Annotated in this window: 19 protein-coding genes; 8 read left to right on the top strand and 11 right to left on the bottom strand. The window is 70.3% G+C overall.

Features of this window, described 5'->3' with window-relative positions; all coding sequences use genetic code 11:
• Positions 1-10 precede the first annotated feature (10 nt).
• On the bottom strand, positions 11-916 hold the full coding sequence (locus tag M2351_RS42870; RefSeq protein ID WP_264662051.1) for a LysR substrate-binding domain-containing protein: 906 nt from the start codon (positions 914-916) through the stop codon (positions 11-13).
• A gap of 123 nt (positions 917-1,039) precedes the next feature.
• Here M2351_RS42870 and M2351_RS42865 point away from each other — a divergent pair, with 123 nt between their 5' ends.
• The 3 genes from M2351_RS42865 (at position 1,040) to M2351_RS42855 (ending at position 4,745) form a co-directional block, all read left to right on the top strand.
• Positions 1,040-2,245 (top strand): acyl-CoA dehydrogenase, encoded by a 1,206-nt coding sequence (locus M2351_RS42865; protein WP_264662050.1) that lies wholly within the window; start codon positions 1,040-1,042, stop codon positions 2,243-2,245.
• 251 nt (positions 2,246-2,496) lie between these two features.
• Positions 2,497-3,699, top strand: coding sequence for a CaiB/BaiF CoA transferase family protein (locus M2351_RS42860; RefSeq protein WP_264662049.1), 1,203 nt, complete (start codon positions 2,497-2,499; stop codon positions 3,697-3,699).
• A 146-nt stretch (positions 3,700-3,845) separates the two neighbouring features.
• Complete coding sequence (locus tag M2351_RS42855) at positions 3,846-4,745, top strand: DMT family transporter (protein WP_264662048.1); 900 nt, start codon at positions 3,846-3,848, stop codon at positions 4,743-4,745.
• Between the two features lie 6 nt (positions 4,746-4,751).
• On the opposite strand, the gene M2351_RS42850 is transcribed toward M2351_RS42855, so the two are convergent.
• The 4 genes from M2351_RS42850 to M2351_RS42835 all read right to left on the bottom strand — a co-directional run bounded on the left by M2351_RS42850 (position 4,752) and on the right by M2351_RS42835 (position 8,307).
• A complete protein-coding gene (locus tag M2351_RS42850) occupies positions 4,752-5,228 on the bottom strand; it encodes a PRC-barrel domain-containing protein (protein ID WP_264662047.1) in 477 nt (158 codons plus the stop codon).
• 82 nt (positions 5,229-5,310) lie between these two features.
• Positions 5,311-5,679, bottom strand: coding sequence for a hypothetical protein (locus tag M2351_RS42845; protein ID WP_264662046.1), 369 nt, complete (start codon positions 5,677-5,679; stop codon positions 5,311-5,313).
• Positions 5,680-5,886: 207 nt separating this feature from the next.
• Positions 5,887-7,200, bottom strand: coding sequence for a hypothetical protein (locus M2351_RS42840; RefSeq protein ID WP_264662045.1), 1,314 nt, complete (start codon positions 7,198-7,200; stop codon positions 5,887-5,889).
• Between the two features lie 3 nt (positions 7,201-7,203).
• Positions 7,204-8,307: a hypothetical protein gene (locus M2351_RS42835; protein WP_264662044.1), complete on the bottom strand. Its 1,104-nt coding sequence runs from the start codon at positions 8,305-8,307 to the stop codon at positions 7,204-7,206.
• A 198-nt stretch (positions 8,308-8,505) separates the two neighbouring features.
• Between M2351_RS42835 and M2351_RS42830 the strand changes: the two genes are divergently transcribed.
• Both M2351_RS42830 and M2351_RS42825 read left to right on the top strand, forming a co-directional pair.
• A complete protein-coding gene (locus M2351_RS42830; protein ID WP_264662043.1) occupies positions 8,506-10,512 on the top strand; it encodes an AsmA family protein in 2,007 nt (668 codons plus the stop codon).
• A gap of 76 nt (positions 10,513-10,588) precedes the next feature.
• The gene (locus M2351_RS42825) at positions 10,589-12,367 is read left to right on the top strand and encodes an SLC13 family permease (RefSeq protein ID WP_264662042.1); all 1,779 of its coding nucleotides are present in this window, start codon (positions 10,589-10,591) and stop codon (positions 12,365-12,367) included.
• A 155-nt stretch (positions 12,368-12,522) separates the two neighbouring features.
• On the opposite strand, the gene M2351_RS42820 is transcribed toward M2351_RS42825, so the two are convergent.
• A complete protein-coding gene (locus tag M2351_RS42820; RefSeq protein WP_264662041.1) occupies positions 12,523-12,741 on the bottom strand; it encodes a DUF1127 domain-containing protein in 219 nt (72 codons plus the stop codon).
• A 145-nt stretch (positions 12,742-12,886) separates the two neighbouring features.
• On the opposite strand from M2351_RS42820, the gene M2351_RS42815 reads away from it, so the two are divergent.
• A complete protein-coding gene (locus M2351_RS42815; RefSeq protein ID WP_264662040.1) occupies positions 12,887-13,711 on the top strand; it encodes a TrmH family RNA methyltransferase in 825 nt (274 codons plus the stop codon).
• Here the strand turns inward: M2351_RS42815 and M2351_RS42810 are convergent.
• Positions 13,703-14,617: a LysR substrate-binding domain-containing protein gene (locus tag M2351_RS42810; RefSeq protein ID WP_264662039.1), complete on the bottom strand. Its 915-nt coding sequence runs from the start codon at positions 14,615-14,617 to the stop codon at positions 13,703-13,705. The genes M2351_RS42815 and M2351_RS42810 overlap by 9 nt on opposite strands.
• Before the next feature lie 123 nt (positions 14,618-14,740).
• Between M2351_RS42810 and M2351_RS42805 the strand changes: the two genes are divergently transcribed.
• Complete coding sequence (locus tag M2351_RS42805) at positions 14,741-16,189, top strand: catalase (protein WP_264662038.1); 1,449 nt, start codon at positions 14,741-14,743, stop codon at positions 16,187-16,189.
• A gap of 185 nt (positions 16,190-16,374) precedes the next feature.
• Complete coding sequence (locus M2351_RS42800) at positions 16,375-17,910, top strand: sensor histidine kinase (RefSeq protein WP_264662037.1); 1,536 nt, start codon at positions 16,375-16,377, stop codon at positions 17,908-17,910.
• Positions 17,911-17,917: 7 nt separating this feature from the next.
• Here the strand turns inward: M2351_RS42800 and M2351_RS42795 are convergent, their stop codons facing one another.
• The 4 genes from M2351_RS42795 to M2351_RS42780 form a co-directional block, all read right to left on the bottom strand.
• Positions 17,918-19,513, bottom strand: a complete 1,596-nt coding sequence (locus M2351_RS42795; RefSeq protein ID WP_264662036.1) for an ATP-binding response regulator — start codon at positions 19,511-19,513, stop codon at positions 17,918-17,920.
• Between the two features lie 88 nt (positions 19,514-19,601).
• A complete protein-coding gene (locus tag M2351_RS42790) occupies positions 19,602-20,402 on the bottom strand; it encodes a response regulator transcription factor (RefSeq protein WP_264662035.1) in 801 nt (266 codons plus the stop codon).
• Complete coding sequence (gene cheB / locus M2351_RS42785; RefSeq protein WP_264662034.1) at positions 20,399-21,478, bottom strand: chemotaxis-specific protein-glutamate methyltransferase CheB; 1,080 nt, start codon at positions 21,476-21,478, stop codon at positions 20,399-20,401. The genes M2351_RS42790 and cheB overlap by 4 nt, the downstream gene beginning before the upstream one ends.
• Positions 21,479-21,491: 13 nt before the next feature.
• Entirely contained in the window at positions 21,492-23,750 is a 2,259-nt protein-coding gene (locus M2351_RS42780; RefSeq protein WP_264662033.1) for a hybrid sensor histidine kinase/response regulator, read from the bottom strand.
• Positions 23,751-23,799 lie beyond the last annotated feature (49 nt).

Below are 23,799 nucleotides of genomic sequence, written 5' to 3'. Positions count from 1 at the left end.
CCGCGTCCCGTCAATTGCCGGCTCGTGGCGCGATTCGCGCGACGATGTCGGTGAAGTTTCCCACCAAAGGCGAGCGCTCGCCGCTGCGCTGGGCCAATTGCAGCATCGTGAAGGCGTCGGCGCTGTCCAGGGGGCGGTAGACTACCCCCTCCAGCGCCACCTGTCGTAGCTGACCGGGAAGAATCGACACGCCCAGCCCGGCGGCGATCAGCCCGATGATGGTGAAGGCCTCGCGCGCGTCCTGCGCGACGTTGGGGCGGAAGCCGGCAGCGGCGCACAGCGCGAAGACCTGCTCGTGCGTGCTGGTGCCGAAGTCGGCGGGGTAGAAGACGAAGGGCTCGTCGCGCAGCGCGGCGAGCGGCACCACCTCGCGCGCGGCCAGCGGGTGGTCGGCGCGCATCACCGCCAGCAGCGGCTCGCGCACCACATCATGGAATCGGAAGGCGGCCGGGTCGGGGACGAATCGCGGCTCCCGGATGAAGCCGACATCCAGACGGTGGTCGGCGAGCGCCGTCAACTGCTGCTTGGACGGAAGCTCCACGAGGGTGAGGTGCACGTCGGCGTGGGCACGGCGGTAGGCGTCGATGATTCGCGGCACCACCGGCAGGAAGGGGGCGGCCGCCGTAAAGCCGACGCGCAGCTCCCCCACCTCGCCCTTCGCGGCCCGCCGGGTCAGCACCGCCGCGCGCTCCGCCCGCGCCAGGATCTCGCGCGCCTCATGAAGAAGGAGCTGGCCGGGCTCCGTCAGCTCGACGCGGCGCTTGGTGCGCTCGAACAGGCGGGCGCCCAGTTCCGCCTCCAGCGCCTGGATCGATTGGCTGAGCGGCGGCTGCCCAATGCCCAGCCGCACCGCGGCGCGGCTGAAATGCAGCTCCTCGGCGACGGCGACGAAGTGGCGGAGGTGGCGGAGATCCATGGCGTCTTCTTATAGGAAAAATCGATGAATATCGCCAGACAAATGTATTTGATCCATGAGAAGGACTGCGCCACCTTGCACGCAAGATCAACGGATGCCCAAAGTTTCTGGGGAGAATCACGAATGGCCGCCAAGACCGGTATCGCTTCCGCCAAGCTCGCCTCCTTCAACTGGGAGGATCCGCTGCTGCTCGACGAGCAGCTGACCGAGGACGAACGGATGATCCGCGACGCCGCGCGCTCCTACTGCCAGGACAAGCTGCTGCCGCGCGTGACCGAGGCGAACCGGCACGAGATCTTCCACCGCGAGATCATGAACGAGATGGGCGAGCTGGGCTTCCTCGGCTCGACCATCGACGGCTACGGCTGCGCCGGCGTGAACTACGTCTCCTACGGGCTGGTCGCCCGCGAGGTGGAGCGGATCGACAGCGGCTACCGCTCGGCCATGTCGGTGCAGTCCTCGCTGGTCATGCACCCGATCTACGCCTACGGCAGCGAGGCCCAGCGCGAGAAGTACCTGCCGAAGCTCGCCACCGGCGAGTGGGTCGGCTGCTTCGGCCTGACGGAGCCGGACGCCGGCTCCGACCCCGCGGGCATGAAGACGCGCGCCAAGAAGGTCGCGGACGGCTATATCCTGACCGGATCCAAGATGTGGATCACCAATTCGCCCATCGCCGACGTGTTCGTCGTGTGGGCGAAGATGGAAAGCGGCAAGATCAACGGGTTTGTCCTGGAAAAGGGCATGAAGGGCCTGTCCGCGCCGAAGATCGAGGGCAAGTTCTCGCTCCGCGCCTCGACCACCGGCGAAATCGTCATGGACGAGGTCTTCGTGCCGGAGGAGAACCGCCTGCCGAACATCGAGGGCATCGCCGGCCCGTTCGGCTGCCTGAACCGCGCCCGCTACGGCATCGCCTGGGGCGCCATGGGTGCGGCTGAGTTCTGCTTCCACGCCGCCCGCCAGTACCAGCTGGACCGCAAGCAGTTCGGCCGCCCGCTGGCCGCCAACCAGATCCCGCAGCTGAAGTTCGCCAACATGCAGACGGAGATCGCGCTCGGCCTGCAGGCCGCGCTTCAGGTCGGACGCCTGCTGGACGAGGGCAAGGCGGCGCCGGAGATGATCTCCCTGATCAAGCGCAACAACTGCGGCAAGGCCCTGGACATCGCCCGCGTCGCCCGCGACATGCACGGCGGCAACGGCATCGCCGACGAGTTCCACGTCATCCGCCACGTGATGAACCTGGAGGCCGTCAACACCTACGAAGGCACCCACGACATCCACGCCCTGGTGCTGGGCCGCGCGATCACCGGGATCCAGGCCTTCAGCGCGTGAGGTGGTAGAAGCCTTCTCCCCCCTGGGGAGAAGGTTGGATGAGGGGGCGGCCGAAGGCCGGAAACGCTGCAAATTGCAGTGCTTGGACGCCCTTGCCGGGCGCCCCCTCACCCTGACCCGGTCGCTCGCAAGTCTCGCGACCCCTCTCCGCCTTTGATCGCCTTCGGCGCTCAACCGGCCTTCGGCCGTCGGCTCCGAGCTCCAAAGAGGCGAGGGGATCTAAGCGCATTCCCTAAAAGGAAATTTTTGCCATGCCCGGCCCTCTTTCGCACGTTCGTGTCCTGGAACTGTCCCGTGTGCTCGCCGGGCCGTGGGCGGCGCAGACGCTGGCCGACCTTGGGGCCGACGTCATCAAGGTGGAGCGGCCGGGGGCCGGCGATGACACCCGCGCCTGGGGTCCGCCCTGGGCCGGGGAGCAGTCGGCCTATTTCCTGTCGACCAACCGCGGCAAGCGGTCGATCACCATCGACTTCGAGCAGCCGGAAGGGCAGGCGCTCGTGCGCAAGCTGGCGGCCGAGGTCGATGTGGTCATCGAGAATTTCAAGGTCGGCGGGCTGGTCAAGTACGGGCTCGACTACGAGAGCCTGAAGGCGATCAACCCGGGGCTGGTCTATTGCTCCATCACCGGGTTCGGGCAGGACGGCCCCTACGCCAAGCGCGCCGGCTACGACTTCATGATCCAGGGCATGGGCGGGCTGATGAGCATCACTGGCCAGCCGGACCAGGAGGCGGGCGGCGGGCCGGTCAAGGTCGGCGTCGCGGTGACGGACGTCTTCACCGGGCTCTACGCCACCGTCGGCGTGCTGGGCGCGCTCGCCCACCGCGACCGGACGGGGGAGGGGCAGTGGGTGAACCTCGCCCTGCTCGACGTGCAGGTGGCGGTGCTGGCCAACCAGGCGATGAACTATCTGGTCGGCGGCAAGGCGCCGCAGCGGCTGGGCAACGCGCACCCGAACATCGTGCCGTACCAAGCCTTCGCGACGCTGGACGGCCACATCATCCTGGCGGTCGGCAACGACGGCCAGTTCGCCAAGTTCTGCCAGGTCGCCGGCCGGCCGGAGTTGGCGCAGGACGAGCGTTACGCCACCAACCCGGCCCGCGTCGCCCACCGCAAGGAGCTGGTGGCGATCCTGGAGATGCTGCTGGAGCAGCGCACCAGCCGCGACTGGCTGGGCGCGCTGGAGGAGGTGGGCGTCCCCTGCGGGCCGATCAACGACATCGCGCAGGTCTTCGCCGACCCGCATGTCCAGGCCCGCAACATCCACCAGGACCTGCCGCACCCGGAGGCCGGGACCGTGCCGACGGTGGCGAGCCCGATCCGCTACTCCGCGACGCCGATCGAGCACACGGTCGCCCCGCCGACGCTCGGCCAGCACACCGACGCGGTGCTGGGCGAGGCGCTGGGCCTATGCGCCGCGGACATCGCCGCCCTGCGGGATAAGGGCGTGATCTGAGGGGCCGCGTAACGTCACTCTCCGGCCCCCACCCTAACCCTCCCCCCGCTCTCGGCGGACCGAAGGTCCGCCTGCCGCGTCAGCGCAAACCTTCGGTTTGCGCGAGAGCTGGGCGGGGGAGGGGATTTAGTTTTTTGTGAAGGTCCATGACCGCCATCGCCGCTGCCTCCGCTTCCGCCGTGCCCGACAACCGGATGGGCATCCTGATGATGCTGCTGGGCATGTCGCTGTTCACCGTCAACGACGCGCTGGGCAAGTGGCTGGTCAGCGAATACCCGGTCGGCATGCTGCTGGCCATCCGCAGCCTGTTCGGCGCGGTGCTGCTGGCCCCGATGATCCTGCGGGAGGGCGTGCGCGCCGTCTTCGCGGTGGAGCGGCTGCCGTTGCATCTTCTGCGCGTCGGCTGCGTGACGACGGAGGTCGCCTGCTTCTACTGGGCGGTGCGCTGGCTGCCGCTCGCCAACGTCATGACGATCTACATGGCCGCCCCGCTGCTGGTCACCGCCCTGTCGGTGCCGATCCTGGGGGAGAAGGTGGGCTGGCGCCGCTGGGCCGCCGTGCTGGTGGGCTTCGCGGGCGTGGTCGTGGTGCTGAACCCGACGGGCGCCTTCGACCCGCTGCCCTCGCTGGTGGCGCTGACCGGGACGACCATCTTCGCGACGGGCATGATCACCACCCGCCTGCTGCGCGACGCCCGCAACCTGTCGCTGGTCAGCTATCAGACCTTCGGCACCGGCCTGATGGGCGCGGCGACGCTGCCCGTCGTGTGGGTGGCGCCGCCGGGGGTGGATTTCCTGCTGCTGGGCGCGCTCGGCGTCACGGCGCTGGCCGGGCACGCGGCGATGAACCGGTCGTTGCAGCTGAGCCCTGCGGCGGTCGTCGTGCCGTTCCAGTACGTGTCGATCGTCTGGGCGGTGGTGCTCGACCTGCTGGTCTGGGGTACGCCGCCGACGCTGCGCATTGCGGCCGGCGCGCTGCTGATCATCGGCAGCGGCCTGTTCGTCTTCCACCGCGAGCAGGCACTGAAGCGCAACGCTGGCGGCTGAGGCCTATTAGCGGAACGGCTTGATGTCCGGGTCGATGCCGGCGGCGGCCGGCACGGCCGGGTCGTATTTCGGCTGCTCCTTCAGCTGGTCGCGCGTGGCGTTGACGGTCACCCGCTTGCCGTCAGGCGACAGCTCCACCTCGTTCCACGGAACAGCCACCTGATTGCCGCGAAGCCCGGCCAGCGTGCCCCATTCCACCACAAGGGCGGCGACCTTACCGTCGGGGCGGACCAGCAGGTTCTCCACGTCGCCGACGTCGTTGCCCTGCGGGTCCTTCACCTTCTGCCCGATCAGATGCTCCACCTGCCGGGCCATGGCGTTCTCCGCGTAGTTCTTGCGGGCCGCACCCGGATCGCGCTTGGTGGTGAGGGTGGGGGCTTCGTGGATCTTGTTGGTCATGGAACCCTGCGCGGCTGCATCCGTCGTCATCAGGGCGGGAATGCCGACGGCCAGCGCCGCCGCGACGGTCAGAACGATCCGCATCGCACTGTCCTCCATCTGCCTTTGTCAACTGCCTTGGTCTTCGCCAGAAACCGGCGAGGGCGGGGGAGGGTTCCGGGCTCGCCTATCGGGGGAAGTAGCGCGGTTCCAGCCGGACGGGCACCGGCGGCACCGGAGTCCAGCCGCGGGCGCGGAGGACGTCGTTCGACTCCACCGGCTTGCGGCCGGGGCCGAGCGACCAGGTGACGTGGTAGGTCGAGCCGTCCAGGCGCCGCGTGGTCCCGCCGATGGAGACGACCAGCGCCTGCACGCCGGCGCCGTCGTCGGCGATCCCGGTGATGATGCCGTTTGTTTCCGTGGGAAGGGGCGCCCGCGGGCCGACGCCGAATGCCAGCGTGACGTGGTGCGCCACGGTGGTGGCGTAGGCGGGCGGGAACAGCGCCAGCAGGCGGGCGCGCTCGCCGTCGGGGAGTTTCCAGCCAGTGTAGGGCATGGTGGTCCGTGGGGTTGTCGCGTTGGGCCCCCCTCCCAGCCTCCACCCACCTTCGGCGGGGGGAGGAGTTGAGCGTCGGAGCGGCGGAGTTCCCTCCCCCGCTCTCGGCGGACCGAAGGTCCGCCTGCCGCGTCAGCGCAAGCTTCGCTTGCGCGGGAGCGAAGATGGGGGAGGGTTAGGGTGGGGCCCAACTTCCGGCGCTTTCCGCTACCGCCGCCCCGTGCGCAGGATCTGGTCCATGACCTGGTTGGCTTCGGCGGGGCCGGAGATCAGTTCGATCATGCGGATGGCGGTGTAGCCGGTGCGGGCGTCGCCGTTGCCGTCCACCAGCACCTGGCGCGCGGTGTCGGTCAGGGAGGCGGTCGCCTTTTGCGTCACGCTCTTCAACTCGCCGCGCAGGCCGAGCGTGTCGGCGATGGTCGAGCATTTGCGGAGCGCGCGGGCCTGGTTTTCCGCCATCACCATCTTGCCGGTGTCGGTGCCGCCGTCGTTGGTCAGGGTGGCGACGGCGGTCAGGATCTCGCCGTCGGCACCGTCCAGCACCTGGGTGCGGACCATGTCGTGCACCGATTCCCGGACCGCCTTCAGCCGCTGGTCGAACTCCTTGTTGCGGCTGTATTCCATGGCGGATCGGGTGGCCTCCAGGCTGGCCATCAGGTCGACGGCGAGGTCGGCCGCGGCCATGCGGTCGGTCGTGCCGCCGGGCGTGGCCGCGGCGCCGCCGCGCGACCGCTCCTCGATGCGGGCGACCACCGTGCCGCTGAGTTCCAGGAACAGCGCGGCGCGTTCGCTGGCCTTCTGCCCGAAGTCCATGTCCCACAGGCCGCCCAGCAGGATCGACGGGTCGGACAGGCGCGCCGCCGCCAGGAGGATGAACAGCTTCAGCGTCTCCGGCCGGCCGCGCGCCACCGAGCGCCCGGCCGCCTGGACGCCGTCCAGGTGGTCCTTGTGCAGCTTCTGCACCGGCTTCGGGGCCAGGACGGCCTTCATCTCGTCCACGGCCGGCGCGATCGCCAGGATCTGCGCAATGTCCTGGATGGTGCGCAGGCGGTCCGGGTTGACGCGCAGGCCCAGCTCGTCCACGTAGCGCCCCAGCTCCAGCTGCGCCAGGATGTCGGCCACCGCCCCGGCGCTCATCGCCCAGAAGGCGGCGGCCGGCTCCGCGCGGGCGGCGCCGTCGCGCAACGCGCCGGTCACGCCGCGCAGGCGGTCCTTGCCGATGGTCGTCTCGACCAGCGGCCACAGGCTGTTGACCACGGCGCGGTCGATCCGGTTCAGCGGCGCCGGCTGGTTGCCGTTCGGCACCTCGAACAGATCCTCGAACGGTTCGCAGAACAGGCGCTTGAAGGTCGGCCGCCGTTTGGGCCGCACCTCCGCCAAGCGCGGGCGGATCAGGGAAAAGGTCTTCTGCACCTCCGGATGATCGCCGATCTGCTCCAGGAGGCCGACGACCTGGCGGAAGCGTTCCTCGTCGATGTCGAGGAGCTTGGAGCCAAGCCCGAGAATCGCCTTCGGGTCCATCGCTCAGGCCGCCTTTCCCTTGATCGCCTCAATCCGCATTACAAGGTCCATGTCGAGTTGACCACTGCGCCAATCAACATAGGCCCTGACGGTCCGGCGGTTCGCCGCCAGCACGCGGTCGGCCTGCAGGGCGTGGTCCGCGCGCTCCTCGTCCTTGGGCAGCAAGGGAAGGACGCGGAACAGCTCGTGCACGGTCATGTCCTGCTCGTGCCGGCTCTTCTCCTGGGCGGCCGTCCAGGTGTTGACGATGAAGTCCCAGCCGTCCAGCAGCCAGGACAGCCGCGTCGTCGACCGGCGGACGGCCGTGCGCTTGGTGTCCCACTGCCGCAGCAGGGTTTCGAAGGACGCCACGGACTGGTCGAGCTGCGTCACGACGTTGCGGACGTGGTTCAGCGTGTGCTCCGCCACCTCCGCGCAGAAGGTGCCGATCGGGGCGGATTCGGACACGTTGTCGACCGACCATTCCGTCATGCTGTCGCGGAACTGCAGCAGGTCGCGCATCAGGCGGCGCAGCCGCGCCGGCTTGGGCGAAGTGCCGATGCCCACCGGCTCCATGAAGACGGCCAGTTCGGCGACGCGGGCGTACAGCTCCGTCGGCTCAATGGCGAAGCTTTGCGCGGCCTTGGCCATGTAGGAGCGGGTCAGCTTCTGCCCCGCCTCCGACCCCAGGCCGGCGCGCAGGATCTCCGTCGATTCCAGGCCGGCGGCCTTCAGCACCTCCACGATCAATTGGAAGTTGATGAGCAGCCGCTGCTCGTCGTCGTCGCGCAGCGCCGCCTCCGCCGCCTCCACCGCCAGGGGACCGGCCAGCCCGCAGCGCGCCGCCTCCAGCACCGCCTTGCGTATGTCGTCCGGGGAGCAGCCTTCGCCCCTGTGAATGAGTTCCTGTAACATGCGGTCGTGCACCGTCATCGGAAAGGCCAGCGGCAGGCCCTTCCACGGAACGACATAGACCCCGCGCCCTTCCGACAGGTTCGGGATCAGCACTTCCAGCTGTTCCCGGTCGTCCTTTCGCACCCGGGTCTGCGCCAGCACCGGCGTGGTGAAACCCACGGCCGCGCCACGCTCTTCAAAGGTCGAGGGGGCGAAATTGGTGAGTGAGCGCATGGTCCTGGACCGGCTGTCGGGACGGGGTTGATCAGGGTTTGTACGAAAACATCATTGAATCAATTTTTCGTTAAATCCAGTGGGACCGCTTCGGTCCGGCGGCACCCCCGATCGGGACTGTGGTCCTTTGGAGGTAACGTGCCACACCCGTGCCCTGTTGCCCGTTATGGGATCATTCAAGGACGGGAGGCGCGGTAGATGGCCGTGTTGAAATGGATCGGCCTCGGCCTGCTGGGGCTTGTGGTCGTGATCGCGGCGGGGGTGGGGATCGCGCTCGCCGTGTTCGACTGGAACGACGCCCGCGGCTTCATCGCGCGGCAGGCGACCAAGGCCCTGAACCGCGAGGTCGCCATCGACGGCGATTTCAAGGTGAAGCTGGGCGACCCCATCCGCATCCACGTCGAGGGCGTGCGCGTCGCCAACGCGGACTGGAGCGACGAGAAGACCATGGCCGCGCTGAAGGTGCTGGACGCCCAGCTGCGCCTGTGGCCGCTGCTGCGCGGCAACTACGAGTTTCCGGAAATCCGCCTGTCGGCGCCCAAGCTGGTGCTGGAGAAGAACAAGGACGGTGAGCCGAACTGGAACTTCGGCGGGCCCGACCCGCGCAAGGAGGTCGCCAAGGAGTCGGTGAAGCCCGACAAGCGCGGCGACATCCCCATCATCGAGGCGCTGGCGATCGAGGACGGCCGTGTCCGCTACCGCGACCCGACCAGCAAGATCGACATCGACAGCGGCATCAACACCGCCACCGGCGGCAACGGCGACGCGGAGGTCCATCTGGACGGCAACGGCAACTTCGCCGGCAAGCCCTTCACGCTGCTGGTCGAAGGCGGCTCGCTGCAATACCTGCGCGACAACCCGAAGCCCTACCCGATCAAGGTCGAGACCGCGGTCGGCAAGACCAAGGGGAAGATCGAGGGCTCCATCGCCGAACCGGTGAAGCTGGAGGGCGTGGACCTGTCCGTGGCGCTGAGCGGCGACGACCTGTCCGACGTCTTCCCCATCCTGGGCATCCCGACGCCGAAGACCCGCCCCTACAGCCTGACCGGCCACCTGGGGCGGGACGGCACCGTCTGGCGCTTCGACGGCATGAAGGGCAAGGTCGGGGAGAGCGACCTGTCCGGCGTTGTGGCCGTGGACACCGGCGGCGAGCGGCCGAAGATCACCGGCGACCTGACGTCGAAGAAGCTGGCCGCCATCGACATGGCGGGCTTCATCGGCGCCTCCCCCGAAGGCAAGGGCGACTACCCGACCAAGAAGGCGGACCGCATCATTCCCGCCACCAAGGTGCCGGTGGAGAAGCTGCGCAACGCCGACATGGACGTGAAATTCCGCGGCGAGCATGTGGAGGCGCCCTTCTCCCCGCTGGACGACCTGACCGCCCACATCGTGCTGGCCAACGGCAAGATGACCATCGACCCGATGTCGCTGGGCATGGGCGGCGGCAAGATCGCTGGGACGACCGTGCTGGACGGCAGCCAGAAGGTGCCGGCGCTGCGTTCCAACCTGGAGGTGCGGCAGGTCAGGCTCGCCCAGCTGTTCCGCGAGACCCGCTTCGCCCAGGAGATGGGCGGCACGGCGAGCGGCCGCATCCAGCTGACCGGGCGTGGTGCCACGGTGGCCGACATCCTGGGCTCATCAGACGGCAAGCTCGGCGTGGCGGTTGACGGCGGGAAGATCACCAGCTACGCCATCAAGGGGCTGAAGACCAACATCCTGGAAACGCTGGGGATCGTGCTGTCGGGCGACAAGCCGCTGCCCTTCAATTGCCTGGTCGCCAACCTGTCGGTGGACAAGGGCGTGGTGAAGAGCGAGGCCTTGGTGCTGGACACGCCGGAAACGCTGGTTACCGCCGACGGCACGATCAACCTGCGCAACGAGGCGCTGGACCTGAACGTGCTGGGCCGGGCCAAGAAGCCGCAGGTCTTCGCCACGCATGTGCCCGTCCATGTCCGCGGCACGCTGGGCGATCCCGACATCGGCGTCAACGCGACGGAGTCAACCGCCCGCGGGGCCGCTGCGGTGGCGCTGGGGGTGCTGCTGACCCCGCTGGCCAGCGTGCTGCCCTTCCTCGACCCCGGCAGCAACGAGCAGCCGCAGTGCGGCCAGCTGATCCGCGACGCGCGGTCGCCGTCGAAGACGAACAACAGCTCCGGCTCGGCCGGGGCGGCGACACCGCGCGGCGAGTCCGGAAAATCCCAATAACGCTGATCCCCCAATAACGAAAACGCTCCCCAATAACGAAAACGCCCCCCAATAACGAAAACGATCGAAAGGCCGCATGACCCTCGACCAAGCCTACGCTTTCGGCATCATCGGCGCGGTGATCGCGCTGCTGATCTGGGACAGACTGCGTTACGACCTCGTCGCCATGCTGGCTTTGCTGGTGGCCGTGGGCGTCGGCATCGTGAAACCGGACGAGGCCTTCCGCGGCTTTTCCGACGACATCGTGATCATCGTCGCCTCGGCCCTGGTGGTCAGCGCGGCGGTCGGCCGGTCGGGCATCGTGGAGGAGGCGATGCGGCCGCTGAGCGGGCGCATGAAGACCGTCCCGGCGCAGATCATCGTGCTGACCGGCGCCGTCACGCTGCTGTCGGCGGTGGTCAAGAACATCGGGGCGCTGGCCATCTTCATGCCCATCGCCATGCAGGTGGCGCGGCGCAACAACAGCTCGGCGTCCAGCCTGCTGATGCCCATGGCCTTCGGCTCGCTGCTCGGCGGGCTGATGACGCTGGTCGGCACCTCGCCCAACATCATCGTCAGCCGGCTGCGGACCGAGATGGTGGGCGAGCCCTTCTCCATGTTCGACTTCACGCCCGTGGGGCTGGTCATCGCGGTGGCGGGTGTGGCCTTCCTGACGGTCGGCCACCGGCTGCTGCCGAAGGGGCGGAAGGCGGCGTCGGGTGCGGCCGGCTTCTCCATCGACGACTACACGGCGGAGGTGCGGCTGCCGGAGACCTCGCCCTTCGTCAACAAGACCGTCGCCGACCTGGAGGCCTTCGGCGAGGGCGACGTGACCGTCGCCGCAGTCATCCGGGAGCGGCACCGGCGCTATGTCCCCTCCGGCCACTGGGTGCTGTTCGCCGGCGACGTGCTGGTGCTGGAGGCCGACACCCAGGCGCTGGCCGACATCGTCAAGTACGCCGGCCTGGAGCTGATGCACGAAAAGGATCTGGAGGGGGTGGAGAGCGACGAGGACCTCGCGGTGATCGAGGCGGTGGTGGAGCCGCGCTCCCCGCTGGTCGGCACGACGGTGGAGGACGTGAGCCTGCGCGAGCGCTTCGGGGTCAACCTGCTGGCGCTGAGCCGGCGCGGCCGGCCGATCCGCCAGAGGCTGCGCCGGGTGCGCTTCCAGCTGGGCGACCTCGTGGTGCTCCAGGCGCGGGCGAGCGGCCTGTCGGAGACGCTGTCGGCGCTGGGCTGCCTGCCGCTGGCGGAGCGCGACCTCGCCATCGGCCGCGTGCGCAAGCGGTGGGTGGCGCTGTCGGTGATGGTCGTCACCATCGCCCTGGTGGCGACCGGAACAGTGCCGGTGGTGGTGGCCTTCTTCGGTGCGGCGGTCGCCATGACGGCGCTGCGCGTCGTGACGCTGAAGGAGGCTTACGATGCCATCGAGTGGCCGATCCTGGTGCTGCTCGCCGCCCTGATCCCGGTGAGCGAGGCGCTGCGCACCACCGGCGGGACGGAGCTGATCGCCGGCTGGCTCTCGGTGGCGGCGCAGGGCCTGCCGCCGATCGGCGCGCTGGCCTTGATGCTGGTGGCGGCCATGGCGGTGACGCCCTTCCTGAACAACGCGGCGACGGTGCTGGTGATGGCGCCGATCGGCGCCAGCTTGGCCAACCACCTGGGGCTGCGGCCGGACGCCTTCCTGATGGCGGTGGCGGTCGGGGCGGGCTGCGACTTCCTCACCCCGATCGGCCACCAGTGCAACACGCTGGTGATGGGACCGGGCGGCTACCGCTTCGGCGACTACTGGCGGCTGGGCCTGCCGCTGTCGATCATCGTGGTGGTGCTGGGCACCGCCGCCATCGCGCTGTTCTGGCCGCTGCGGGCGGCGTGATGGGGAGTTGGGTGGGGGTTTGGACGTGGTTGCGTTGTGCCCCCACCCAACCCTCCCCCACCTTCGGCGAGGGAGGGCTTTTAGGGTCGGGCGGCGGCAGTCCCCTCCCTCGCCGAAGGTGGGGGAGGGTTAGGGTGGGGGCCCAACACGACCACTCAATCCATGCGGTCGCTCATCCGCGACCGCCCCAAGCGGCTGGCGGACATCAGGTCGGCGCGGCTGACGCCGATGTCGCGCAGGAGGCGGTCGTCGAACCGGTGCGGGTCGGCGGCGCGGGGGCGGCGGCGTGGCGTGACCGCGCGGCAGACGGCCAGAACCGTCAGGGCGAGGGAGCGCGGCAGGGCGGCGCCAGGAATTCGCATGGTGGTTCGCATGGTCGTCTCCTCCGGTTTTTTTGGGGCAGCGGGTCTGGTTGATGCAGGGATAGACCTCCGCAGCCGATGCCGAAGTGAGCCGCTTCACAAACCGCAGGAGCTTTCCGGCTTTCGGCCGGACGGCCGGGGCGCTACACAGGGCGCCATGCCGGCCATCATCCCCATCGACGATCCCCTTGATCCCCGCATCGCCCCCTACCGCGACGTGCGCGAGCGCGATCTTGTGGGGCGTGAGGGGCTGTTCATCGCCGAAGGCGCGGTGGTGCTGCGCAGCCTGCTGACCGCGTCGCGCCACGAGGCCCTGTCGCTGCTGATCGCGGAGAAGCGGGTCGAGGCGCTGATGCCGATGCTGGAGCACGTGCCGGAGGGGGTTCCCGTCTACGCGGCCGGGCAGGCGGTGCTGGACGCGGTCGCGGGGTTTCCGCTGCACCGGGGCATCCTGGCGCTCGGCCGGCGCGCGGCGGAGCCGGAACCGGGCGCGCTGCTGGCCAATCTGGGACCGCGCGCGGTGGTGCTGGCGCTGTGCGGCATCGGCAACCACGACAACGTCGGCGGCATCTTCCGCAACGCCGCGGCCTTCGGGGTCGACACGGTGCTGCTCGATTCCGGCTGCTGCGACCCGCTCTACCGCAAGGCCATCCGCGTGTCGGTCGGGGCGACGCTGATGGTGCCCTTCGTCCGGCTGGCGGCCGGAACGGATCTGGTGGGGCTGCTGGAGCGGCACGGCTTCGCCACCCTGTCGCTGAGCCCGGCGGGGTCGGTCACGCTGGCGGGCTTGAGCCGGCCGGAGCGGGCGGCCCTGCTGCTGGGCTCCGAAGGGCCGGGGCTGCCGGCCGCGGTGCTGGCGCGGACCCGCACGGTGCGCATCCCCATGGCGGGCAGCTTCGATTCCCTCAACGTCGCGACGACGAGCGGCATCGTGCTGCACCACCTGTCCTTCGTGGCGCCGCCGGACAGCGTCTCAGAGTAGGCGCACGCCCAGCGGGGCGGCGGCGCGCAAGCGGTCGGCCAGGGCGCGGAAGCCCGGGGCGCGCGGGTCGCCGGCCCGCCACACCAGCCCGATCACCCGGCCGGGCGGGTCGTCCCCGTGGAAGGGCCGGTAGGCGACGAGCCCGCCCACGGTCGCTCCGTCGCCGGTCGCCAGCAGGGGCATCAGCGTGGTGCCGGCCCCGGCGGCGACCATGTGGCGCAGGGTCTCCAGCCCGGTCGCGTGGCGCAAGCCGCGGGCGGTCGCGCCGCAGACGGCCAGCGCCTGGTCGCGCAGGCAGTGCCCCTCCTCCAGCAGCACCAGCTCCCCGGGGTCGAGGTCGGCCAGCGCGAGGGTGGGCAGACCCTCCAGTCGGTGGCCGGCGGGGTGGGCCAGCACGAAGGGCTCGAAGAACAGGGACGCGCAGGTCAGCCCCTCCCCCCCGATCGGCAGGGACAGCAGGACGGCGTCGAGCCGGCCCTCCCGCAGCTCGTCCAGCAGGCCTTCCGTGCGGCCTTCCGACAGGACCAGCTGCACGCCGGGCAGGTGCCTCCGCATGGCCGGCAGCAAGTGCGGGAACAGGTAGGGTCCCAGTGTCTGGATGGCGCCCACGGATAGGCGGCCGAGCAGGGTCCCCTCCGTCCCCCGCACCACGGCCAGCAGCTTCTGCGCCTCCTCCAGCACGACGCGCGCCTGGCGGATCACCGCCTCCCCCTGGGCGGTGACCAGCACGCGCCGGCTGGTCCGCTCGAACAGGGTGACGCCCAGCAGTTCCTCCAGCTTGCGGACCTGGGCGCTGAGCGACGGCTGGCTGACCGAGCAGCGTTCCGCCGCCTTGCCGAAATGCCGGTGGTCGGCGACGGCGACCGCGTATTCCAGGTCGCGCAGCGAGAGCCCGGCTATATTCATAGGATCGTTCTATCCATCGGATTGGATTGATGTCTTGGATATATCGGACGCAGCGCCGGATAAACAGGGGGTAAGCGGTCCGCATTGGAAACCCAGACAAGAAACGATCCGAGGAGTAGAGAGATGAGCACCCTGACCACCGCCTCCGGCATTCCCGTCGCGGACAACCAGAATTCGCTGACCGCCGGCCCGCGCGGCCCGGTGCTGATCCAGGATTTCCACCTGCTGGAAAAGCTCGCCCATTTCAATCGTGAGCGCATTCCGGAGCGCGTGGTCCACGCCAAGGGTGCGGGCGCCTACGGCCTTTTCCGCGTGACCTGCGACGTCACGCCCTACACCAAGGCAGCCTTCCTGAACACGGTCGGGAAAGAGACGGAGGTGTTCCTGCGCTTCTCCACCGTGGGCGGCGAGAAGGGCTCCGCCGACGCCGACCGCGACCCGCGCGGCTTCGCGCTGAAGCTCTACACCGAGGGCGGCAACTACGACATCGTCGGCAACAACACGCCGGTCTTCTTCATCCGCGACCCGCTGAAGTTCCCCGACTTCATCCACACGCAGAAGCGCAACCCGGCGACCAACCTGAAGGACCCGACGGCGGTCTGGGACTTCTTCTCGCTGTCGCCCGAGACGCTGCACCAGGTGACGATCCTGTTCAGCGACCGCGGCACGCCGCGTGGCTACCGCCACATGGACGGCTTCTCCAGCCACACCTTCTCGTGGATCAACGCGGCCGGCGAGCGCTTCTGGGTCAAGTACCACTTCAAGACCCGCCAGGGCATCCAGAACTTGACGGCGGAGCAGGCCACCCGCATGGCCGGCATCGACCCCGACCACGCCACCCGCGACCTGTTCGCCGCCATCGAGGACGGCGACCATCCGGCCTGGACCGTGTCGGTGCAGATCATGCCGGAGCTGGAGGCCGACGCCTACCGCATCAACCCCTTCGACCTGACCAAGGTGTGGCCGCACGGCGACTACCCGCTGATCGAGGTCGGCGAGCTGATCCTGAACCGCAACCCGGAGAACTACTTCGCCGAGGTCGAGCAGTCGGCCTTCACCCCGGCCAACGTGGTCTCCGGCATCTCCTTCAGCCCGGACAAGATGCTGCAGGGCCGCCTGTTCGCCTACGCCGACGCGCAGCGCTACCGCCTGGGCGCCAACCACCAGGCGCTGCCGGTGAACCGCCCGCACGCGGCCGACGTCCGCAACTACCAGCGCGCCGGGGCGATGCGCTTCGACGGCAACGGCGGCGGCCGCCCGAACTACGAGCCGAACAGTTTCAATGGCCCCGCGCAGAGCGCCGCCGCCGCGGAACCGCCGCTGCGCATTTCCGGCGACTCCGCCCGCTACGACCACCGGGAGGGCAACGACGACTACGCGCAGGCCGGCGCGCTCTTCCGCCTGATGGGTGCTGAAGCGCAGGAGCGGCTGATGGACAACATCGCGGGCTCCCTGCGGCAGGCCCCGGACGCCATCCAGCAGCGGCAGCTGACGCACTTCTTCGCTGCCGACCCGGCCTATGGCGCCGGCATTGCCAAGCGGCTCGACCGTGTCGCGGTGGCCGCGGAGTAAGCCTCTCCTCCCGCCCCTTCGGTCCGCCGGACGTGCCCCCGCGTCCGGCGGCATTTTCCGATCCGGACGAAAGACCTAGCGCAAAGCCATGGCAAGCGGATGCGGGGCCGCGTAAGATTGCCCATTCGACCATTTCGTTGCAATTGAGTCGGCCGGCGGGACAGATCGGCGGAGTGGGGGTGCGTTTGGACTGGAAAAGAGCCCTCGACCTCGCGGTCGGGGACGCGCCGATCGAGGACAAGCTGTCCCTGCTGGTCCAGGCCGCCGCCGAGCAATGGGCCGCCAAGGCGGCCATTTTCATCGTCGACGAAATCGGGCTCTGCCTGCGGCTTGTCGCCGTGGAAGGGCTGCCGGACGCCTACCGCGCCATCGTCGACCCCTTCGGCATCGGCCCCGACGTGCCGTCCTGTGGGACGGCGGCCCACACCGGCCAGCGCGTCATCGTGCGCGACGTGGAGCGGGATCCGCTCTGGGCGCCGTATGTGCCCTTCGCGCGGGCCCATGGCATCCGCTGTTGCTGGTCGACGCCGATCCGCTCGCCCGCTGGCCGGGTGGCGGGGGTTCTGGCCGTCTACCACGGGATGGTGAGGGACCCCGGGGCGGACGACCTGGAGGCGATGGACCTGATCGCGCGGACCTCGGCCTTCCTGATCGAGCGGAACCGGAGCGTCGCCGAGCGGGAGGCGAGCGAGGCGCTGCTGTCCTCGATGCTCGACCATCTTCCGGTCGGGGTCGCCGTGTACGACCGGCAGGGGCGCGTCACGCGGATCAACGCGGCCATGCGCCGCTTCGCCGGGGACGTCATGCCGTCGATGGACGAGCGCGACGGCGAGCGCTGGCGCGGTTTCGCGCCGGACGGGACGCCCGTCGCGCGGATGGATTTTCCCGGCGCGCGCGCCCTGCGTGGGGAAACGGTGGTGCCGGGGGTCGATTTCCGGTACCGGCAGGACGACGGCAGCGAGCTGTGGGCCCGCGTGTCGGCGGCGCCCCTGCGGAACGAGGCCGGGGAGATCATCGGCGCGGTCGCCGTGGCCACGGACATCGACGCCGCAAAGCGTGCGGAGCAGGAGCTGACGGCGGCGCTGGCGGAGGCCCGCCAGAACGAACTGGTGGCGCACGAGATGAGCCACCGCTTCATGAACGGCTTCCAGCTGCTGCACAGCGTGCTGTCCATCCAGATGCGCTCGATCGCCGATCCCCAGGCTCTCCGTGTCGTGGAGCAGGCCTTCACCCGCGTGAAGGCCATGGCCGTCGTCCACCGCCGCCTGTTCGAGGCGACGCGGCGGGACCTCGCGGCGCTGGACGTTGCCGACTATCTGCGTGGTCTGGTCGACCAGCTCGCAGCGGCCTTCGCGGACGGCGACCGGTGCCGGGTGACGGCCGAGGTGCCGGTCAGCCTGCAGATGCCGACCGGCCGCGCGTCGTCGCTCGGGCTGATCACCACCGAGCTGATCCTCAACGCGCTGAAGCACGCCTTTCCGGATGCGGGCCAGGATGGCGGATTGGGGCAGGTCGCGGTGCGCTTCGACCGCCATGGGGAGGACGGTTACCGGCTGACCGTCGCCGACAACGGCGTGGGCCTGCCGGAGGGATTGAACGTCATGCGGTCGTCCGGCACAGGCATGACGCTGGTCGACGGGCTCGTGCGGCAGCTCGATGGGACGCTGGACATCGAGCGGACACGGCCGGGGACGCGGTTTGTGGTGACGCTTCCGGGGTGAGGGAGTGTCACCCCCGCCGGATCTGCTCCAGAACTTGCCGCAGTTCGCCGGGGTGCAGCGGCTTGTGCAGGAAGGAGCAGCCGCGGCGCTGGCCTTCCAGGAGGGCGCTCTGGGCCGTTTCGCCGCTCAGGACGACGGCGGGGATGTCGCGGTTGTAGAGGCGGCGGACGCGGTCGATCACGTCGAAGCCGGACACCGTGCCGGGCAGGCGCAGGTCGGTCAGGATCACCGCCGGCGGCTCTGGCAGGGCGTCCAGCACGGCGAAGACCTCGCGCATGTCGCCGGCGGCGGCGACCGTGCAGCCCCAGCTTTCCAGGATCATCTGGAGGCCGGTCAGCACCATCGCCTCGTCGTCCACGGCCAGCACGGTCATGCCGGCGAGCGCCGCCCCGCCGGACGCGGGCGGCGCGGCCGTGGCGGCTGCGGCGGTGTCCGGAACCGCCTCGACGGCGAGCGGGGCTACGGCGTCGATGGTGACGGAGAAGACTGTACCGCGCCCGACGCGGGAGCGCACGTCCACCGAGGTGCCCAGCAGGTCCGACAGGCGCCGCACGATGGCGAGGCCGAGGCCGAGGCCGCGCGTCGGGTCGCGGTTCGGGTTCTGGAGCTGGTGGAACTCGTCGAAGATGGCGGTCAGCTGCTCGTCCGGGACGCCGAAGCCGGTGTCCCACACCTCGATCCGCCACTGGTCGCCGCGCCGCCGCATGGCCAGCAGCAGGCCGCCGCGCTGGGTGTAGCGGATGGCGTTGGACAGCAGGTTGCGCATGATGCGCCCGAACAGCACGGGGTCCGTCGCTGCGCTGCCGGGGCACAGGCGGGCGCGCAGGCGCAGCCCCTTCTCCTGGCCCTGCGGCCGGAATTCCTCCACCAGCTGGCCGAGCAACTCGTCGAGCGCCACGGTCTGCAGGTCGGGCTGCACCGTCCCGGCATCGAGCGTGGAGATGTCGAGCAGCGCGTTCAGCAGCCGCTCCCCCGCCGTCATGGCGTTGCCCAGCATGTCCGCGGTGTGGCGCGCCTTCTCGTCGGTGATCTGCGAGCAGAGCGCGTCGAGGAACAGGCGCATGGCCTGGAAGGGCTGGCGCAGGTCGTGGCTGGCCGAGGCGAGGAAACGGGAGCGCGCGGCGCTCGTCCGCTCGATCTCCGCGCGCATGGCCTTTTCCATGCGGGAGGTGGCGCGGTGGTCCGGCATCGGCTGCGCGGCGACGGCGAGCGCGCCGACGGTCCGCCCGCCCTCGGTCAGCGGGACGGCGCGGAACAGAACCGGCTCCGCCCCGCTGGTGTGCGGCGTGAGCGCGAAGGGAACGCCCTCTTGCGGGACGCCCTCCTGCGGGATTGCGGCGGCGGCGAAAAGCGGCTTCACGGCGGCGGCGACCGCGGGCCAGCCGGCGCCGAGCCAGGCGGCCGCCGGCAGGGCGTCGCCGGGGCTCTTGCCCAGCAGGGCGGCCAGCTCGTCGTTGGGGAAGAGCAGGGGGGTGTCCGGCGCGCCGGACAGCACGAAGGCCGGCACCGCGCAGGCGCGGCAGATCCGGCGCGCGTTGGCGACGCACTCGGTCCCGTCCTGCGGCCTGTCGTTGGCCCTGCTGTCCTTATGGCGAAGCGTCACGAAATTCCCCTAATCGCTTTGGTGCCATGCCGCGCACCTTAGCCTTTGGTGCGTACACGATGAAATCGCCCGAAAGCTCTAGACGTTCCTATGCAGAAGGAACGGGGTGCAACATCCGCTGGAGGTGATCCTCCACCATGTATTTGCGCCGCAGCAGGGCCATCAGGCGGATTTTCAGAACCTCCATGGGTTGCGACTTGCCAATGAAATCGTCCGCGCCCGCCGTCAGGCTGGCCGTCAGGCGGTCCTCGCCCTCCTGGCTGGTCAGGATGACGATCTGGAAGAACAGTCCGCGGCGGCGGCGGAAGCGGTCGAACCGCTCGCACAGCTGGGTGCCGCTGGTGCCGGGCATGACGAGGTCGAGGATCACGCAGTCGAGCCCGCCGTCCTCCAGCGCGGTCACCGCCTCGTCGGCGTTGCGGGCGGCGACGACGTGGCAGCCGTCCTCCTCCAGTTCCGCGCGCAGGAACTCGCGGTAGGTGGCGCTGTCGTCCACGATCAGGATGCGCGCCCGCTTCAGGATGTCGGACACGGTCGGCGGGGCGTTGCGCCGCTCCAGCACGGCGATGGCGTCGCGCACGACGGCGCGGGAATCCGCCGGGTCGGCCCACTGGGCGTCGTTGGGCAGCGGGATCGCCGCCGCGCGCTCCGCCGAGCCCAGCAGGATGGCCGGGGCGGGGGCGAAGCGCCGCAGCTCCGCCAGGACCTGCGGGGCGGAGCCATCGCCTTCCACCATCAGCAGGTCAGCGGGCTGGCGGTACAGCTCCACCACCGCGGGTTCCAGCGCGTCCACGCAGGCGGCCTCGATGCCCTGCTCCTCCAGCAGCAGCTTCAGCAGCAGCCCCTGCGTCTGCGAGGCGACCACGATCAGGGCGCGGGAGCCGGTCATGATGCCTCCTTAACCGTCGAAACCAGTTCCAGCAGCCGCGCCGCCACCTTGTCCACCGGCAGTTCCTCCGAAACGCCGCCCAGCCGCACCGCCGTGCCCGGCATGCTGTGGATCACCGCCGTCGAGGCGTGTTCGGCGATGGTGTAGGCGCCGGCCCGGTGCATGTCCACAAGGCCGCGGGCGCCGTCCTCGCCCATGCCGGTCAGCAGCACGCCGATGCCCGCGGCGCCGAAGGCCGAGGCCATGGAGGTGAACAGCACGTCGCCCGACGGGCGCTGGCCGCACACCATGTCGCCGTCGACCAGCCGCATGGCGCCGGGATCGGCGGCCAGGTGGGTATCGCCGGGCGCCACATAGACGTGGCCCGGCCGGCAGGGCGTGTTGTGCTGGGCCAGCACGACCGGCAGCGGGCAGACCGACCCCAGCCAGGAAGCGAAGCCCGCCACGAAGGGCGCGCCGATGTGCTGCACCACGAAGACCGGCAGCGGGAAGGTGGTCGGCAGGCCCTTCAACACCTTGACCAGCGCCGCCGGCCCGCCGGTGGAGGCGACGAGGCCCAGCGCCCGGTACCCCCGGTTGGCCGCCTCCGGCGGCGGGGCGGCGGGCCTGGGGGGTGGTGCCGCGGCCGGCACGCCGTCCTCGCGCGGGCGGCCGCGCTGGCGGATGACCTTGACCTGGCTCATGATCGTCAGCTGGGTGCAGAGGTGGCGCGCCACGGTCTGGTAGTCCGCCCGCGCCATGCTGCCCGGCTTTTCCACCACGGCCAGCGCCCCGGCCTGGAGCGCGCGCATGGGAATGTCCAGGTCGTGCACGTCCGACGCCACGACGACGATCGGCACCGGGTGTTCCCGCATCAGCCGGGTGGTCACGGCGAAGCCGTCGATGCCCGGCAGGCGGATGTCCAGCGACACCACGTCGGGCTTCACGCTTTCGACCATGCGCAGCGCCTGCTCGCCCGACGAGGCGATGCCCGCCACCTCCAGCCGCGGATCGGCGCCGATGACATGGGCGAGCAGCTGCTGGACCACGGGCGAGTCCTCGACCACCAGCACCCGGATCTTACGGCCACCATTCATGGTGCGAACCCGGTCATAGCAGGCGCCGGATGCCGGCCAGAAGCTCGTTCTGGTCGAAGCGCGTCTTCACGATGTAGGCGTCCGCGCCGAGGTCGAGCCCGCGCTCGCGGTCCTCGTCGCTGGCGCGCGAGGTGACGAGGATCACCGGCAGGTCGGACGTGAGCGGGTTGCCCTTCACCGCCCGCAGCAGAGCGAAACCGTCCATCCTCGGCATTTCCACGTCGCTGATGATCAGGTCCACGTCCTCCAGCTCGGAAAGGGTCTCCACCGCCTCGCGGCCATCCACGCAGAGGGTGACCCGGTAACCATGGGCTTCCAGAATGCTCTTTTCCAGCGTCCGTGTCGTGATGGAATCGTCCACGACCAGGATGTGGTGGCGCCGCCGGGGGGCGTCCTCGGCGCGGGCCAGCGGAGGCAGGGTGGCGCCGGCCTGCGGGGCCAGCCCGGCGGGGTTCAGCACCAGCGCGGGAGAGCCGTCGTCGAGCAGCACGGTGCCGAGGAAGCGCACGGCGTCGATGCCCACCTCCTCCGCCGCGGTGACGACCGCGTCGCGGGTGGTCAGCAGCTCGTCCACCAGCAGCGCCAGCCGCCGCCCGCCGGCGCGCACGACGGCGAGCGCCAGGACCGCCCCGGTCCCCGCCGCCGGCATGGGCGGGGCGTCGTAGCCGAGCAGCCCAGCGAGCGAGGCCACGGGCACGTCCTCCTCCTCCAGCCGGATGGTCGGGGTGGTCAGGTCGGTCAGCAGCTGGTCGGCGGGTAGGCGCATCAGCCGCACCACGTCGCCGCCCGGCAGGGCCAGGATGTCGTCCTCCACCGCGACGAAGACGAGGCGCTGGCTGAGCAGGCTTAGCGGCACCTCGATCGTCGCGACCGAGCCGCCGCCCGCCCGATCGGCCAGCGTCACGGTGCCCTGGAGCCGCGTCACCTCCTGCCGGACGATCGCCAGCCCCATGCCGCGGCCGGCCAGCTCCGTCGTGCGGTCGGCGGTGGAGAAGCCCGGCTCGAAGATCAGGCCGAGCAGCTGGTCGGGGTCGGCCGTTGCGGCCTCCTCCTCGGTCAGCAGCCCGCGATCCACGGCGCGCCGGGCGATGGCGGCGGCGTTCAGCCCGCGCCCGTCGTCCTCCACCCGCAGGACCAGCCGGCTGCCGGTCACCGACGCCTCGAACACCACGGTGGCCGCGGCTGCCTTGCCGGCGGCCACGCGCTCCCGCGGGGTTTCCACGCCGTGCGTCACGGCGTTGCGGGCGATGTGCAGGACGGGGTCCTTCAGCCGTTGCAGGACGACGCGGTCGGCCTGGGTCTCCAGCCCGCGGATGTCGACCTCGACCTCCTTGCCCTGGGCGCGGCTCATTTCCCGGATCATGCGGCCGAGGCCGCTGAACTGCGATTCCGCCGGCAGCATGCGGAGCTGCTTTACCTCCTCCTGGAGCCCACCGCTCCAGCGGCGCAGCGACCAGAGGTGCCGGTCGTGCGACCGGTGCGCCGCGTCGAGTGCCGCACCCAGCGCGCGGAAGCGCCGTTCGAAGGACAGGAGGCGCGCGGCCCCATCGTCGGCCCGCCCGCGCGCGCCGCGGCTCTCCAGCGAGCGGCCGACCTGCGGGCGGATGGCGTTCCAGCTGCGCTCCAGCGCGCGCCATTCGCCGCGCAGCTCGTGCAGCTGCTCGACCAGGGCGGACTGGTTCTCGATCTCCGGCAGCAGACCGGCGGCGGTGTTGAACAACCGCTCCAGCCCGGCGCTGCGGATGCGCACCAGCGACGGCGCGGCACCGCGCAGGACGGAAACGGTGCCCGGGGCGGCGCCCTCCGGCGCGGCGGTGGTGGTGGTGGGGCGGGGCATCGGGGCGGCGGCGTCCGGCTGCGGGCGGCGCTGCACCGGCTCCGGCCCGCCGGCCTCGCCGCCGAGCCGGGCGAGGTCGGCCAGCACGCCGGCCGTCTCCACCGGGTTGCCGCCGCGGGTCGCCCAGGCGACCACGTCCTCGATGGCGTCAAGCGCGTGGCGCACCACGGCGCGCGCCGCCGCGTCGAGCGGCACGCTGCCGCGCTGCACGGCGAGGAACACGGCCTCAAGCCAGTGGGACAGCCGCTCCACCTCCGGCAGGTCGACGGCGCGGGCGGCGCCCTTCAGGCTGTGGGCGCGGCGGTGGATTTCGGCGAGGTCCGGGACGTAGGCCGGGTCCAGTTCCGCCGCGTGCAGCGTCTCACGGATCGTCGCGAGGTGATCCTTGTGCTCCAGCTCGAAGGCGGCGAGCAGCCGTTCGCGGATGTCGGTCATGGTGACACCCCCAAATTCCCTCTCCGCCCCGGGGAGAGGGTCAGGGTGA

This window comes from Azospirillum canadense (assembly GCF_025961225.1).
In the GTDB taxonomy this organism is placed as follows: Bacteria; Pseudomonadota; Alphaproteobacteria; order Azospirillales; family Azospirillaceae; genus Azospirillum; species Azospirillum canadense.
This window is presented reverse-complemented; position numbering and strand designations above follow the sequence as displayed.